The sequence below is a fragment of the Streptomyces albiflavescens genome, assembly GCF_014645835.1.
GTDB lineage: Bacteria > Actinomycetota > Actinomycetes > Streptomycetales > Streptomycetaceae > Streptomyces > Streptomyces albiflavescens.
Genome location: NZ_BMMM01000001.1, coordinates 1053855 through 1067149, shown reverse-complemented (window position 1 = coordinate 1067149; position 13295 = coordinate 1053855). Strand labels below are relative to the sequence as shown.

16 protein-coding genes are annotated in these 13295 nt (G+C 70.9%); 6 read left to right on the top strand and 10 right to left on the bottom strand.

Translation table 11 applies throughout. The annotated features are described in order from the left end of the window. Positions 1-72: 72 nt before the first annotated feature. Entirely contained in the window at positions 73-606 is a 534-nt protein-coding gene (locus IEY95_RS04655; protein WP_189184502.1) for a gamma carbonic anhydrase family protein, read from the bottom strand. Positions 607-725: 119 nt separating this feature from the next. On the opposite strand from IEY95_RS04655, the gene IEY95_RS04650 reads away from it, so the two are divergent. After that, a complete protein-coding gene (locus IEY95_RS04650) occupies positions 726-1523 on the top strand; it encodes an acyltransferase (protein ID WP_189184501.1) in 798 nt (265 codons plus the stop codon). A 13-nt stretch (positions 1524-1536) separates the two neighbouring features. Here IEY95_RS04650 and IEY95_RS04645 read toward each other — a convergent pair whose 3' ends face one another. Next, complete coding sequence (locus IEY95_RS04645; protein WP_189184500.1) at positions 1537-2394, bottom strand: EamA family transporter; 858 nt, start codon at positions 2392-2394, stop codon at positions 1537-1539. A gap of 93 nt (positions 2395-2487) precedes the next feature. On the opposite strand from IEY95_RS04645, the gene IEY95_RS04640 reads away from it, so the two are divergent. Then, on the top strand, positions 2488-3060 hold the full coding sequence (locus IEY95_RS04640; RefSeq protein ID WP_189184499.1) for a helix-turn-helix domain-containing protein: 573 nt from the start codon (positions 2488-2490) through the stop codon (positions 3058-3060). 43 nt (positions 3061-3103) lie between these two features. Next, positions 3104-3673 carry a YbaK/EbsC family protein gene (locus IEY95_RS04635; protein WP_189184498.1) on the top strand — a complete coding sequence of 190 codons (570 nt, stop codon included), beginning with the start codon at positions 3104-3106 and terminating at the stop codon, positions 3671-3673. Between the two features lie 176 nt (positions 3674-3849). Here the strand turns inward: IEY95_RS04635 and IEY95_RS04630 are convergent, their stop codons facing one another. Beyond that, positions 3850-5121, bottom strand: a complete 1272-nt coding sequence (locus IEY95_RS04630) for a cation diffusion facilitator family transporter (protein ID WP_189184497.1) — start codon at positions 5119-5121, stop codon at positions 3850-3852. 62 nt (positions 5122-5183) lie between these two features. On the opposite strand from IEY95_RS04630, the gene IEY95_RS04625 reads away from it, so the two are divergent. Continuing rightward, entirely contained in the window at positions 5184-5543 is a 360-nt protein-coding gene (locus IEY95_RS04625; protein ID WP_189184496.1) for an ArsR/SmtB family transcription factor, read from the top strand. Positions 5544-5585: 42 nt separating this feature from the next. Here the strand turns inward: IEY95_RS04625 and IEY95_RS04620 are convergent, their stop codons facing one another. Beyond that, positions 5586-5792: a hypothetical protein gene (locus IEY95_RS04620; RefSeq protein ID WP_189184495.1), complete on the bottom strand. Its 207-nt coding sequence runs from the start codon at positions 5790-5792 to the stop codon at positions 5586-5588. A 145-nt stretch (positions 5793-5937) separates the two neighbouring features. Here IEY95_RS04620 and IEY95_RS04615 point away from each other — a divergent pair, with 145 nt between their 5' ends. Beyond that, the gene (locus tag IEY95_RS04615) at positions 5938-6786 is read left to right on the top strand and encodes an alpha/beta fold hydrolase (RefSeq protein ID WP_189184494.1); all 849 of its coding nucleotides are present in this window, start codon (positions 5938-5940) and stop codon (positions 6784-6786) included. A 5-nt stretch (positions 6787-6791) separates the two neighbouring features. On the opposite strand, the gene IEY95_RS04610 is transcribed toward IEY95_RS04615, so the two are convergent. Continuing rightward, entirely contained in the window at positions 6792-7232 is a 441-nt protein-coding gene (locus IEY95_RS04610) for a GNAT family N-acetyltransferase (RefSeq protein WP_189184649.1), read from the bottom strand. Positions 7233-7297: 65 nt separating this feature from the next. Further along, the gene (locus IEY95_RS04605) at positions 7298-7705 is read right to left on the bottom strand and encodes a CoA-binding protein (RefSeq protein WP_189184493.1); all 408 of its coding nucleotides are present in this window, start codon (positions 7703-7705) and stop codon (positions 7298-7300) included. 780 nt (positions 7706-8485) lie between these two features. Here IEY95_RS04605 and IEY95_RS04600 point away from each other — a divergent pair. Further along, positions 8486-8701: a hypothetical protein gene (locus tag IEY95_RS04600; RefSeq protein ID WP_189184492.1), complete on the top strand. Its 216-nt coding sequence runs from the start codon at positions 8486-8488 to the stop codon at positions 8699-8701. A 1-nt stretch (position 8702) separates the two neighbouring features. Here IEY95_RS04600 and IEY95_RS04595 read toward each other — a convergent pair whose 3' ends face one another. From IEY95_RS04595 to IEY95_RS04580, 4 genes are all read right to left on the bottom strand, one after another. After that, positions 8703-9893 (bottom strand): thiolase family protein, encoded by a 1191-nt coding sequence (locus IEY95_RS04595; RefSeq protein ID WP_189184491.1) that lies wholly within the window; start codon positions 9891-9893, stop codon positions 8703-8705. A gap of 115 nt (positions 9894-10008) precedes the next feature. After that, the gene (locus tag IEY95_RS04590; RefSeq protein ID WP_189184490.1) at positions 10009-10653 is read right to left on the bottom strand and encodes a CoA transferase subunit B; all 645 of its coding nucleotides are present in this window, start codon (positions 10651-10653) and stop codon (positions 10009-10011) included. Beyond that, positions 10653-11435 carry a CoA transferase subunit A gene (locus tag IEY95_RS04585; protein ID WP_189184489.1) on the bottom strand — a complete coding sequence of 261 codons (783 nt, stop codon included), beginning with the start codon at positions 11433-11435 and terminating at the stop codon, positions 10653-10655. The genes IEY95_RS04590 and IEY95_RS04585 overlap by 1 nt, the downstream gene beginning before the upstream one ends. A 92-nt stretch (positions 11436-11527) precedes the next feature. Beyond that, a complete protein-coding gene (locus IEY95_RS04580; protein ID WP_189184488.1) occupies positions 11528-13291 on the bottom strand; it encodes an FAD-dependent oxidoreductase in 1764 nt (587 codons plus the stop codon). Positions 13292-13295: the final 4 nt, after the last annotated feature.

Sequence of the window (13295 nt, the reverse complement as noted above, 5' to 3'; positions counted from 1 at the left end):
TCGGTTCGGAACGGCGGGCCGCTTGAGGCCGGCCGCGCCGCCCCCGCACCCCTTACAAGGTGCCGTGCGCCTCTACAAGGTGCCGTGCGCCTCGCGGTGTGCCTTTGCCAGCTCCACGTACAGCGTGCCGTTCAGCGAGATGCCCTCGCGCTCCTCGTCGGTCAGTTGGCGCCTGACCTTGGCGGGGATGCCCGCGACGAGCGAACCCGGGGGCACCTGCATCCCCTGCGGCACCAGGGCCTGCGCGGCCACCAGCGAACCGGCGCCGATCACCGCGCCGTTCAGCACGGTGGCGCCCATGCCGATCAGGCAGTCGTCCTCGACGGTCGCGCCGTGCACCACGGCGTTGTGCCCGATGGAGACGCGCTCGCCGATGGAGATGGGGAAACCCGGGTCCACGTGGAGGCTGCAGTTGTCCTGGACATTACTGCTGGCGCCGATGACGATCGGCCCGCAGTCGGCGCGCAGCACCGCGCCGTACCAGACGCTCGCTCCCTCGTGCAGCGTGACGTCCCCGATGACCACGGACGTGGGCGCCGCGAACGCCTCCTGGCCCACCTGCGGATCCTTGCCGCCGATCCCCATGATCAGCGCCTGCTGCGTCATCACCGTCTCCTCGCAGTTCGGTACACCGGCACCGTATGCCATCGGTTGCGGCCCCGGTGGGGTGAAGATCACAGCCGTACGACGTCATCGGCGCACCGTGCGCTGAGTACCGTGAGCGGGTGCCCAGGAGCAAGAACACGTTCTCATCATGGCGGCGCCGCCTCGCGCAGCGCGCCGTCCACGCGGGCTGGGCCTGGGTGCAGCGCACGGGTGCGGTCACGGCCGAGCACCCGGGGCGATTCCGCTTCGGTGCCATGGGAACAGGTACCAGACTGGCCTTCCCGCTCGGCACGGTCTTCGGTGAGGCGTGGATCCACCTCGGCGCCCACTGCATCGTCGCCGAGCAGGTCACACTGACCGCCGGTCTGATGCCCGACCTCGACCTCGGCCCCGACCCGATCCTGCGCATAGGCGACGGCGTGGTGCTCGGCCGCGGCAGTCACGTCATCGCCGACACGACGGTCACGATCGGCAGCGACTGCTACTTCGGGCCGTATGTGTACGTCACGTCCACCAACCATTCGTACGACGATCCGCACGAGCCCATCGGCAAGCAGTGGCCGCGGATGGAGCCGGTGGAGATCGGGCCCGGCTGCTGGATCGGGACCGGGGCGGTGATCCTGCCCGGCGCGCGGATCGGGCGGAACGTCGTGGTGGCGGCCGGTGCGGTGGTCCGCGGGGCGGTGCCCGACCACTCGGTCGTGGCGGGCGCCCCCGCGCGCGTCGTCCGGCGCTGGGACCCGGTGCAGGGGTGGCAGCCGCCGTTGCGGACGCCGGCGCCGGTGCCGATTCCCGACGGGGTGACGCCGGAACAGTTGCTGGCGCTGTCGGGGATGGACGAGGAGACCGCGGCGCGTCTGGCGGAGCTGGACCTCGATGCCGAGGGCGCCTCCGGGGACGTACGCGCCGAGTCCTGAGCCCTCAGGGCCCTCAACCGGTGGCGAGCAGTACCGTGCCGACCAGCGCGAGGCCCGCGCCCGCCGCCTGCATGCCGCGCAGCCGTTCGCTGAGGATGCCGCGTGCGGCCAGGGCCGTGACCACCGGATAGAGCGAGGCGAGGACGGCGGCGACGGTGACCGGACCGTGCTGGGCGGCGACCGAGTACGTGCCGTTGGCCGCGACGTCGGCGAGGCCGACGAAGGCGAGTGCGGGGAGGGAGCCCCAGGGGAAACCTCCTTCGGGGAGGGCCCGGGCGCCACGCCGCACGGAGACGAAGAGGGCCGTGCCGCCCACCGCCACATTGGTCACGCGCTGGACGAACAGCGCGAGGAACAGCCCGGTGACCGACGAGGACGCCTCCGCGATCAGCGCGAACACCGTGCCGAAACCGAGCGCCGCCAGCAGCGTGAGGAGGATCGCCTGCCGCTGCACGGGGGCGCCGCGCAGCTGTGGTCCGCCCGCGAGCACGACACCCACGACAGCGACCGCGATGCCCGCGAACTGGGTGAGCCCGGGACGCTCGCCGAGGACGAGTCCCACGGTGATGGGGACGGCCACGCCCAGCGAGCCGAGCGGGGAGACGACCCCCATCGGGCCCAGGGCGAGCGCCTTGTAGAACGAGAGCAGCGCGACCGGCCCCACCAGTCCCGCGGCGAACGCGAACCACAGCTGTGGCCCCGCCGCGCTCCAGCCACCGGTGGCGACCACGATCGCGCCGAGCACCACCGCTGCGATGGTCTGCGAGACGACGACCACGGTGAGAGCGGGCGTACGCCGGGTCAGCAGGCCTCCGCCGAAGTCGGCCAGGCCCCACAGGAGGCTGGTGGCCAGGGCGAAGAGTGCTGTCACGGGGTACCTCGCAGTACAGTTCGGTGAACGATCAGGTGCACCACACGATAGTTCACCAGATTGAACTCTGTCATCCAGAATATTGGACGGAACGTGTCGGACCTCGACCTGCTGACTCAGTCCCTGGCGCGCAACGTGAAGCGCTGGCGCACCGAGCGTGGCTTCACCCTGGAAGCGCTCGCCGCTCGCGCCGGAGTCAGCCGCGGCATGCTCATCCAGATCGAGCAGGCCAGGACCAATCCCAGCCTGGGTACCGTCGTCAAGATCGGCGACGCCCTCGGTGTCAGCATCACGACCCTCCTCGACTACGAGCAGGGCCCCAAGGTCCGGGTCGTCCCGGCCGAACAGGCCGTGCGCCTGTGGCACACGGACGCGGGGAGCTACAACCGGCTCCTCGCGGGCACCGAGGCGCCCGGCCCGCTGGAGATGTGGGACTGGCGGCTCATGCCCGGCGAGGCCAGCCCCTCGGACCCGCATCCCACCGGCACCGTCGAGCTCGTCCATGTCATGGCGGGCGAACTGACCCTCACGGTCGACGGAGTCGAGCACCGCGTCCCCGCGGGCGCCAGCGCCTCCTTCGAGGCCAACACTCCGCACACGTACGGAAATGACGGCGATGTGCCGGTCGAGATGATCATGGCGGTGTCCGTTCCGCTCGTGCAATGAGACGCCCGGCGGGTGGCGCCGACTCGGCTGTTAGCGTGCGGTCATGCGCGCACCCATCGGACACTTCGACCACGCCACGCCCGCCCCCGAGTGCCTCGACGAACTGATTCGCCCGGTCGCCGACGCCGTACGCGAGTGGCGGGGCAGCATCCCCGCCGAACAGATCGTCTATGTCGACACGGATCCGCAGTGGGCCGATACCGCCACGTTCGTCGAGCACTACGGCCAGGAGCTGCTCGAGCAGTCCGCCAACTGCGTGGTCGTCGCGGGCAGGCGCGGCGGCGAGACCACGCTCGCCGCGTGCGTCGTCCTCTCCACCACCCGCGCCGATGTCAACGGCGCGGTTCGCCGCCTGCTCGGCGCCCGCAAGGCCTCGTTCGCGCCGATGGACACGGCGACCGGCGAGACCGGCATGGAGTACGGCGGCATCACGCCGATCGGACTCCCGGGCGACTGGCCCGTGTTGGTGGATTCGGCCGTCGTCGAGCTGCCGTACGTCCTGGTGGGCAGCGGCCGACGGCGCGGGAAGCTGCTGGTGCCGGGGAAGGTGTTCGCGGAGCTGCCGAACGCGGTGGTGTTGGACGGGCTCGGTGTGAGTGCGGGGGAGTCCTGACGTCGCCTTCGGTGCCGTCGAAGTCGTACCCGCGTCCGCAGCGTCCGGCGACACCTTCTTCGACGAGCGATGCGGTCACTCACGGCTCACCGGGTCTTCGGCGTGCCGCCTCGTGTTCTTCGACGAGCGATGCGGTCACCCACGGCTCACCGGGTCTTCGGCGTGCCGCCTCGTGATCACGACGGTGCGTGGTGGGCGAGCGCCAGATGCGGATCCGTCTCGCCGGGGGCCGGTGCCGGATCGGCGTGGACCAGAGCGGCGGTGAGTTTCGGGACGGCGTGCAGCAGGGCGTGTTCGGCGTCCACGGCGATGCGATGGGCCCGGCGGACGGTCGCCTCGCCGTCCACGACGACCGCCACCTCGGCCCGCAGCCGGTGCCCGATCCAGCGCAGCCGCAGCTCACCCACGTCGCGTACCCCCTCGACCTGCCGCAGCGCCCGCTCGGCGCGGTCCACCAACTCCGGTTCGACGGCGTCCATCACGCGCCGGAACACCTCGCGGGCGGCATCGCGCAGCACCAGCAGAATCGCGGCCGCGATCGCCAACCCGACCAGCGGGTCGGCCAGTTGCAGGCCAAGGGCGGCACCGCCCGCGCCCACCAGTACGGCGAGCGAGGTGAATCCGTCCGTTCGGGCGTGCAGTCCGTCCGCGACGAGTGCGGCGGAGCCGATCTCGCGGCCGACGCGGATGCGGTGCCGGGCCACCCACTCGTTGCCCAGGAAGCCGATGAGTGCGGCCGCCGCGACGACCGGGATGTGCCGCATGGGCCGCGGGTCGAGCAGCCGGTCGACCGCCGTCCAGGCCGCGAACGTCCCGGACGCGGCGATCGTCAGCACGATCACGATGCCGGCGAGGTCCTCCGCCCGCCCGTAGCCGTAGGTGAAGCGGCGCGTCGCCGCGCGGCGGCCCAGTACGAAGGCGATCCCGAGCGGCAGCGCCGTCAGCGCGTCGGCGGCGTTGTGCACGGTGTCGCCGAGCAGTGCGACCGACCCCGAGACGACCACGACGACCGCCTGCGCCAGGGCCGTTGTGCCGAGGACGGCCAGGGAGAGCCAGAGCGCCCGCATACCTCGGGCCGACGACTCCAGCGCGGAGTCGAGTTTGTCGGCGGTTTCGTGGGAGTGAGGGGTGAGAAGGTGGCGCAGGCGGCTCGCGAGGGTGGCGTGCGCGTGCGGGTGGGGGTGAGCGTGGGGGTGCCCGTGCGGGTGCCGGTGAGTGCGGTCGTGTTCGTGCGGGCGATCCGGGCCGTGCGCGTCATCGGGGCCGTGCTCGTGTCCGTGCGGGCCATCCGGGCCGTGCGCGTCATCGGGGCCGTGCTCGTGTCCGTGCCGACGATCCGGGCCGTGCTCATGGCGGTGCGGGTGCCCGTGGCGGTGCCCGTGCTCGTACGGCTTTTCGTGTGCGTGCGGCTGTTCGTTGCCGTGCTCGTGGTGGTGCCGGTCGTTCACGTGGGACCCCTTCCGCCGTGCGGGAGTGGACGTGTCGGTGCCCACAAGGCCATTATGTGCGTATGAGCGCACGCATGCACCTATCACCTGCGCATGATGCGCACCCGCGCACCCCCGGCGAGGAGCAGTTCGCGCTTGCCGCCGAACTCCTCGCTCTTCTCGGCGATCGCACGCGTCTCGCGCTGCTCCATGCCCTGACCGGCGGCGAGGCCGACGTCACCACGCTCACAGAGGCATGCGGTGCCGCGCGTCCCGCTGTCAGTCAGCATCTGGCCCGGCTCCGGCTCGCCGGGCTCGTGAACACCCGGAAGGAGGGCCGCCGGGTGATCTACTCGCTCGGCGACGGCCATCTGCGCCGGGTGGTCGACGAGGCACTGAGCCTCGCCGACCACCGGATCAACGACCGGCCCACCCACGACTGAGGGCGACCAGGAGGCCGTACGCCCCCATGGTCGTCGCCCCGCTCAGTCGTCGGTGTCGTCCTCACCCGCCTCCAGCAGGTTCGCCGCCGCGCCCACGATGCTCGGGTCCGGGCAGAGCCCGGCCCGGGTGAACCCCAGCGCGTCGCTGCCGCCGTCGCCGTCGGGCGTGGCCTCAACCCGGGCCGGGCCCAGGACACCGAGGGCGAAGACGGCGTGGCGTACACACGGCGAACCGGAAACAAGGCCCACGCATGCCGGAGTAAAGGTGAACATGTGTGTGCGGGCGTATCGGACGGAGTCCCCACAGGGCGCAGTGGGGCACGTGTGCGGCTGCCCCGTCGCCCGCCGCGCAAACCGCTTGCCGTGATCGTCACACGGTCATCAGGATGGCCCCATGCGCACCTTCTCCGCCCCCGACGGGACCCAACTCGCCTACCACGTCACGGGGGTGGGCGAGCCGCTGCTCTGCCTGCCCGGTGGGCCGATGCGCGCCTCCGCCTACCTCGGTGACCTCGGTGGACTGTCACGGCACCGCCGGCTGATCAGGCTCGACCTGCGGGGCACCGGCGACTCCGGCGTCCCGGCCGATCCGGTGACATACCGCTGCGACCGGCAGGTCGGCGACGTCGAGGCACTCCGCGCGCACCTAGGGCTGGAACGCGTCGATCTGCTCGCCCACTCGGCGGGCGGCGACCTGGCCCTCCTGTACGCGGCCGGGTACCCGCGGCGCGTCCGCTCCCTCACCCTGGTCACCGCCCGTGCGCGCGCCCTCGGTGTCGACTTCACCGAGGAGCACCGCAGGGAGGCGGCCGCCCTGCGCAAGGCGGAGCCGTGGTTCGAGGCAGCCCACGAGGCCTACGAACGCATCTGGGCCGGTTCGGTGAGCGACGCCGACTGGGACGCCATCGTCCCCTTCTTCTATGGCCGTTGGGACGCGGTCGCCCAGGCGCATGCCGCGACCGACACCGCGCAGACCAATGAGGAGGCCGCCGAACTGTACGCGTCCTCCGGTGCCTTCCGTCCCGCCGAGGCCCGCGCGGTCGTCGCCGCCTGGGGCGCGCGGGTGTTGCTCCTCGCGGGCGCGCTGGACAGCGGCCCGCTGCCGCGCGTAGCCGCGGCCATCGCGGAACTCTTCCCCCAGGTCGAACTGACCGTCCAGCCCGACGCCGGTCACTTCCCGTGGCTCGACGATCCGGACGGCTTCAGCGAGACCGTCGCCGACTTCCTCGACCGGGGGAAGTGACAGCCTCAGGCCAGCCGCAGGTCGATCCACTCGGCGGTCTCGCCCGGCAGCACATACCGCTCGATCTCGACGAACCCGCGCTTCTGCGCGAACCGCAGACCGTCCTCGTTGGCCGCCAGGACGACCGTCTCGATCACCTCGGCGCCCAGCTCGCGCGCCTGCTCCAGCCCGCGTGCGTACAGCTCCTCGCCGAAGCCCTGCCCGCGGTGCTCGGCGAGCACGCGCGCGATCACCGTGGCCGTGGCGGTCTCGTTCGTGGGCGGGCGCACCGTCGTGCAGCCCACCAGGACGTCGCCGAGATACGCGACCTCCAGGTGGTTGCGGCGGACGCGCTCCCGCACGTCGTCGAGCGACATGGCGGCGGGCGGGACGATCACATTGTGGACGTGCTGCCAGTCCCTGAGACGGGCTTCGTCGTCCGGCTGCTCGATGCGAAGGATGGGCACGAGGTGCAGAAAACCGGTGTCGCCCACGGGACGTCAACCGTATTTACCTCGGAGGCGGCAGCCGGTCAGCCGAGCCGCGGGATCTCGATGGCCGGGCAGAGGTCCATCACCATGTCGAGCCCGGATGCCCGGGTCCGGTCGTACGCGGCCTCGTCGATGACGTCGAGTTGGAACCAAACGGCCTTGGCGCCGATGGCGGCGGCTTCGTCGGCGACCGGGCCGGCGAGGTCGCTGTTCACGAATACATCGACGACGTCCACGTCGAAGGGGATCGCGGAGAGGGTCGGGTATCCCTTCTCACCGTGGACCGTCTCGGCCTTGGGGTGGACGGGAACGACGCGTTTGCCGAAACGCTGGAGGACGTCCGCAACGCCGTATGCCACGCGCCGCTGGTTCGTCGAGAGGCCGACGATTGCCCAGGTGTCGCCGAGCTCGGTGAGGATCTTGCGGATCGTTGCCGGGTCGCTGTACACGGTCGGCCTCCTTGGAGTCTCTGCGGGTGCTGTCGAGCGGAGCAACATCGTGCTGCGGGTGGCCATTCCCTGGAGGCTGAGCGACCCGGCGCACCGGGATGTCCGCCTTCCGGGCTTCCGGGCTGCCGAGGGTACTGATCGGCGATCGGAGGTGTGGCGTCCTCGCGTCGGCCGATCCAGGTTCGGGTCGATCGGGTGGCGTCTCCCACTTCCGGCCGACGGACACATCCCCGCCCGGGCCGCCTACACCGATGTGCACCGGAGTGCGCATGATCACATCGACCCCTGGGTCGCAGGCCAGCTGGCGATGTTCGATCCCTGGATCAAGGATCAGCTGGTGGCATTCGTGCACCCCGGCGACTCCGGTCAGCGGCACGTCTCGAACGATGTGCACCACAGCATCCGCGAGCACTCGGATCGCCAGGACGAGGGCCACCGTCGCTGAGGGTGAATCCCCGTATTCGCGAAGCCGGGCTCGTGGAATTTCGGTTCGTCGTTCCCGCAACGTGGATCCGTCCGACCACTTGGCCCTGGGCAGTAATCCGACCACTTCTCCACGCGCTGGAATGAGAGGCCGATTTCTCTGTCGGCGCCCTTGTGGAACGGCCGTGGCCGAAGGCCGAGGACCATGCGGGGATCAGCGAAAGATCACGTCTCACTCATCCTGATCCGTTTTCCGGGAGACCCGCCCGCTATGAGGGTGTGACTCCCTGCGGATTTCGGGTGCAACTCCCTGCGGATGCAGACGCGTTCGGTGGGGGGATCGCAGGGATGTCCCGCGTGTCCTGCGACATTCTCTCGTTGGCGTTGGCGTTGGCGTTGGCGTTGGCGTTGGCGTTGGCGTTGGCGTTGGCGTTGGCGTTGGCGTTGGCGTTGGCGTTGGCGTTGGCGTTGGCGTTGGCGTTGGCGTTGGCGTCGGCGTCGGCGTCGGCGTTCCTCGGTGACGAGGGTCACCGAGGAACGGAGGTCGCTCAGCGTTCCGGGATCCGGGCGTGACTCAGCGTTCCAGGATCAGGGCCATGCCCTGCCCGACACCGATGCACAGCGCGGCCAGACCCGTGCCCGACCCCGCCGCCGAGAGCTGGTGGGCGACTGCTCCGGTGATGCGGGCGCCCGAGGCACCGAGGGGATGCCCGAGGGCGACCGCGCCGCCCCTCGGGTTGAGAAGGCCGGGGTCGAGGTCGGGCAGGGCCGCGAGGCAGCCCAACGCCTGTGCGGCGTAGGCCTCGTTGAGCTCGACGGTGTGCAGGTCGTGGAAGTCGCGCCCGGCCTTCGTCAGCGCCTTGCGGATGGCGTCCACCGGACCGAGACCGAAGTACTGCGGGTCGATACCGGTCACAGCGCTCGCCCGGATCCTGGCCAGCGGCTCACGGCCGATCTCGGCCAGCCCGGCCTCGTCGGCCAGCAGCAGGGCTGCCGCGCCGTCGTTGAGGGGCGAGGCGTTGCCGGCCGTGACCGTGCCGCCCTTGCGGAAGACGGGCTTGAGGCGGGCCAGCGCCTCGAGGGACGTGTCGTCCCGGATTCCCTCGTCACGGGGCAGGTCAACGCCGTCGACGGGGACGACCTCTGCGTCGTACGCACCGTCCTTCCACGCCCGCGAGGCCTTCTCGTGGCTGGCGAGCGCGAAGGCGTCCTGCGTCTCGCGGGTGATTCGGTACTTGTCGGCGATCAGCTCGGCGCTCTCGCCGAGCGGGATGGTCCATTCCTCGGGCATGCGCGGGTTGACCATCCTCCAGCCCAGGGTGGTGGAGTACAGCTGCTGATTGCCGACGGGGAAGGCCCGGTCCGGTTTGGGCAGGACCCAGGGGGCGCGGCTCATGGACTCCACTCCGCCTGCGACGGCGATGGAGGCATCGCCGAGCGCCACCGCGCGGGCGGCCTGGATGACGGCCTCCATACCCGAGCCGCACAGTCGGTTGACGGTGGCTCCGGGGACTGCGACGGGCAGGCCGGCCAGGAGAACGGCCATGCGGGCCACATCGCGGTTCTCCTCCCCGGCACCGTTGGCGTTTCCGAAGAGCACGTCGCCGACGAGGGCGGGGTCGAGGGCGGGGCTGCGGTCGAGCAGGCCGCGCAGCACGCCGGCGGCGAGGTCGTCGGGGCGCACTGACGACAGCGCGCCGCCGTAGCGGCCGATCGGTGTACGGACGGCGTCGACGACGTAGACGTCCCGCAGGCGCTCGTTCATCGGGACTCCTTGGGGTGGCGAGGGAGAAGCGGAAGGTGAGGGATGTCGGCCCGCCGGTCCGGGGTGCTGTCCGGGAAACCCGGCCGGCGGGCGATCGGGGGGAGCCGACCCGCGGTCATCCGACGGGGTCGGGCACGCGTACGCCCGCGGCGGTACGGCTGACGATGTCGTCGGCGCTGACGCCGGGAGCCGTCTCGACGAGGACGAGACCGTCCTCGGTGACGTCCAGGACACCGAGGTCGGTGATGATGCGATCGACGCATGCCTTGCCGGTCAGGGGCAGGGTGCATGCCTCTACGACCTTCGGGCTGCCGTCCTTGGCGCAGTGGTCCATGACGACGATCACCCGCCGGGCGCCGTGGATGAGATCCATCGCGCCGCCCATGCCCTTGACCATCTTGCCCGGGATCATCCAGTTGGCGAGGTCGCCGGCGGCGGAGACCTGCATGGCTCCCAGGATCGCGGCATCGATGTGACCGCCTCGGATCATCCCGAAGGACAACGACGAGTCGAAGAAGCTCGCGCCCGGCAGCACCGTGACCGTCTCCTTGCCCGCGTTGACGAGGTCCGGGTCCACGTCCTCGTCGGCCGGGTACGGGCCGACACCGAGGATACCGTTCTCCGACTGGAGCACCACATGCACCTCTTCGGGGATGTGCTGGGGGACCAGCGTGGGCAGTCCGATGCCGAGGTTCACGTAGTCGCCGTCCCGGATTTCGGCCGCCGCTCGTGCGGCCATCTCGTCCCTGGTCCAAGTCATCAGCGGTGCACCGTCCCTCGTGTCGGAGGCGCGGAAATCGTGCGCCGTTCGATCTGCTTGTCCGCGGCCTGCTCCGGCGTCAGTTCGACCACCCGCTGGACGAAGACGCCGGGGAGATGGATCTCGTCCGGGTCCAGCTCGCCGGGCTCGACCAGGTGCTCCACTTCGGCGACCGTGACGCGGCCGGCCATGGCGGCCAGCGGATTGAAGTTCCGGGCCGAGCGGTGGAAGACGAGATTTCCGTGGCGGTCGCCCTTGGCGGCCCGGACCAGTGCGAAGTCGGTGGTGATGCCGCGTTCGAGCACGTAACGCCGGCCGTCGAACTCGCGTGTTTCCTTGGGCGGTGAGGCGACTGCCACGGTGCCGTCGGGTGCGTAGCGCCAGGGTAGACCGCCCTCGGCGACCTGGGTGCCGACACCGGCGGGGGTGAAGAAGGCGGGGACTCCGCAGCCGCCGGCACGCAGGCGCTCGGCGAGCGTGCCCTGCGGCGTCAGCTCGAGCAGCAGTTCCCCGGAGAGGTACTGGCGGGCGAACTCCTTGTTGTCGCCGACATATGAGCCGGTGACACGGGCGATACGACCCGCGGCGAGGAGGATGCCGAGGCCGCCGCCGTCCACACCGCAGTTGTTCGACACCACGCTCAGCCCGCTCGCGCCGGTCGCGTACAGCGCCTGGATCAGCACGTTGGGGACACCGCTGAGGCCGAAGCCGCCGACGGCCAGCGACGCTCCGTCCTCGACACCGGCCAGCGCCTCCTCGGCGGTGGCAACCACCTTGTCCATGGGCACTGCACTCCGTTCGGCTCGGGCAGCTCGCCGGACCGGCGTCTGCCTCGGTTTTTCGTGTGGTTCTGTGGGGGGCCCGGGCCCCGCCGTCAACGCTGGAGCACAGTCCTCAGCGCGCCGAGCAGTTCGGCCTCGGCCGCGGATTCGTCCTCCGGCGTCGTGGAGGACCGCCAGGCGATGTATCCGTCCGGGCGGACGAGCAGGCAGGCGTCCTCGGCGACCTCTGATACCCGGCGCCACTCGCCGTAGGCGTCGCGGCTGTTCTCGCCGCCGATGCGCGCGTACTTGAGAGGAACACCCAGGGCGGACTCGCAGGCGGCCGCGGCGGCCCCCCACACGCCGCCGGACGGCCCGGTCACCAGCGTGAAGGTTCCCTTGCCGACGACGTCCAGCGTGGACAGGCGGTGGCCGTCGTTGTCGACGAGCCAGGCGTGCGGCAGTTTGGCACCGGGGCGGGTCGTGGGCTGGTGGTTCAGCTCCGGGTCCCCTGTCCACACCTCGGCGGGGCCGGCGTCCTGGACGACCGCGGAGGACACATAGCGCTGGTTCATCTCGACACCGTGGGCGTTGAACTCGTAGTTCTTCAGCTGGATGGCTTCCTCCAGCGCCTGCCGCCGCTTGCTGCCGTCGGCCGTCTCGCTGCGGCACGCGGCGAGGCCGTTCGCGATGTCGTCGTCCGCGCTGTATCCGTCGAGGCCCAGGGCCTGGAAGATCGGGCCGAACTGATCGCGGCTCAGGTTGGCGCGATCGACGATCTGCTTGCCGACCGGTGCCCGCTCCGCGGTGTAGGTGTCCAGGAGGCCCGGCCCGGCCTGACCACGGATGACCATGGCGAGCTTCCATGCCAGGTTGTACGAGTCCTGGATCGAGGTGTTGGAACCGAGACCGTTGGACGGCGGGTGCCGGTGCACCGCGTCTCCGGCGCAGAAGACACGCCCGGCCGAGTACGTCGTGGCGTAGCTGTGGTTGACCGTCCACAGCGAGCTCGATGTGATCTCGACGGGAATGTCCCGGGCGCCGATGAGGTCGTGAACGATGTCCCGGGCCGTCGCCTCGTCCATCTGGGGCGGGGGCTGGTCGATGTCGTACCCCCACACCAGCAGCCACTCGTTCCACGGCCGCACCATGCGCACCAGGCCCATGCCGATGCCGCCCATGTGGGCGCCCGGACGCAGCACCCAGTACAGAACGCTCGGGCGGTGGGCCACATACCGGGACAGGTCGGCCTTGAACGTGATGTTCATGCTGCCGGCCTTGCCGCTCTGCCCGGCGATCGGCAGTCCGATCTGCTCCGCCACCCGGCTGCGACTGCCGTCCGCACCGATCACATAGCGGGCCCGCACGGTGAACTCGTCCCCGCGCACCCGGTCCCGGAGCCGAGCGGTGACACCGTCGGCGTCCTGCTCCAGGTCGAGGAACTCGGTGTCGAAGCGGACCTTGGCTCCGCGCGCGGCGGCGCTCTTGACCAGGATCGGTTCGAGGTACGTCTGCGGCAGGTCGATCATCTGCGTGGGGCTGGCCGCACCGTACTCGGTGGCCGTGTGCGGGCCGGTGCCCCAGCTGCGGATCCGGCCGATCTCCTCACCGGTCAGGGCGGTGCACAGGACGGTGTCGCCCATGAGGTCGGCGGGGCTGCCGGCCGCGGCGGCTTCGGCGTCCACACCGAGGTCGCGCAGCACCTCCATGGTGCGCTGGTTGGTGATGTGCGCGCGGGGGGTGTTGGCCAGCCAGCCGTACTTGGTGACGAGCAGCGTGCGAATTCCGTAGGTGGCCAGGAGCAGGGCGGCGGATCCGCCGGCGGGGCCGCTGCCGACCACAAGGACGTCGGTGTCGTAGGCGTGGGTCGATTCCATGGGA

What these genes read in the sequence shown, in the direction of transcription:
- IEY95_RS04655 (WP_189184502.1), bottom strand. Translation starts at nt 606, where the DNA reads ATGACGCAGCAGGCGCTGATCATGGGGATCGGCGGCAAGGATCCGCAG.
- IEY95_RS04635 (WP_189184498.1), top strand. Translation starts at nt 3,104, where the DNA reads ATGCGCGCACCCATCGGACACTTCGACCACGCCACGCCCGCCCCCGAG.
- IEY95_RS04625 (WP_189184496.1), top strand. Translation starts at nt 5,184, where the DNA reads ATGAGCGCACGCATGCACCTATCACCTGCGCATGATGCGCACCCGCGC.
- IEY95_RS04615 (WP_189184494.1), top strand. Translation starts at nt 5,938, where the DNA reads ATGCGCACCTTCTCCGCCCCCGACGGGACCCAACTCGCCTACCACGTC.
- IEY95_RS04595 (WP_189184491.1), bottom strand. Translation starts at nt 9,893, where the DNA reads ATGAACGAGCGCCTGCGGGACGTCTACGTCGTCGACGCCGTCCGTACA.
- IEY95_RS04590 (WP_189184490.1), bottom strand. Translation starts at nt 10,653, where the DNA reads ATGACTTGGACCAGGGACGAGATGGCCGCACGAGCGGCGGCCGAAATC.
- IEY95_RS04585 (WP_189184489.1), bottom strand. Translation starts at nt 11,435, where the DNA reads ATGGACAAGGTGGTTGCCACCGCCGAGGAGGCGCTGGCCGGTGTCGAG.
- IEY95_RS04580 (WP_189184488.1), bottom strand. Translation starts at nt 13,291, where the DNA reads ATGGAATCGACCCACGCCTACGACACCGACGTCCTTGTGGTCGGCAGC.